This window comes from Qipengyuania pacifica, assembly GCF_019857205.1.
In the GTDB taxonomy this organism is placed as follows: Bacteria; Pseudomonadota; Alphaproteobacteria; order Sphingomonadales; family Sphingomonadaceae; genus Qipengyuania; species Qipengyuania pacifica.
Window position 1 is genome coordinate 1 of sequence record NZ_JAHWXO010000051.1, and the last position, 685, is coordinate 685.

At 65.0% G+C, this 685-nt stretch carries 1 protein-coding gene; it reads left to right on the forward strand.

Features of this window, described 5'->3' with window-relative positions; all coding sequences use genetic code 11:
* Positions 1-685: efflux RND transporter permease subunit (locus tag KYK83_RS17100; RefSeq protein ID WP_222829105.1), on the forward strand; the 685-nt coding region annotated here is incomplete at both ends.

A 685-nucleotide genomic window follows, 5' to 3' on the forward strand; every position in this document is an offset into this window, starting at 1 on the left:
AGTGGTGTCGACGGCAATCGGCGGGACCGAGGCCGGCCAGATCTTCGAAGGTGATCGACGCTTCGATATCGTCGTCCGGCTGCCCGAAGAGATGCGCGAGGATCGCCAGGTACTCGAGCGTCTTCCTATCGCACTGCCAGGTGGAGGGTCTGTCCCGCTGTCGGAGGTCGCGACGATCGAGAACGTTCAGGGGCCGAACCAGATCAGCCGCGAGGACGGCAAGCGGCGCGCGGTGGTCACCAGCAATGTGCGCGGACGGGACCTGGGTTCCTTCATATCCGAGGCGCAAGAGAGGATCGCGACGGAGGTCGAGCTGCCCGAGGGCTACTGGGTCGACTATGGCGGCACATTCGAGCAACTCGAATCCGCGAGTGCGCGGCTTCAGATCGTCGTTCCGCTCGCCTTGCTGCTGATCTTCGGCCTGCTGGTGGCGCTGTTTCGCTCGGTGAAGGACGCGCTGGTCGTGTTTTCCGGGGTGCCATTGGCTCTTACCGGAGGGGTGGCCGCGCTCATGCTGCGCGGCATCCCCTTCTCGATCTCGGCGGGGGTCGGCTTCATCGCCCTGTCGGGGATCGCCGTGCTGAACGGCGTCGTCATGCTGACGTTCATCCGGCAGCTGATGGATGACGGCAAGCCGCTCGAGGACGCCATCAAGGAAGGAGCCATGGCTCGTCTGCGGCCCGTA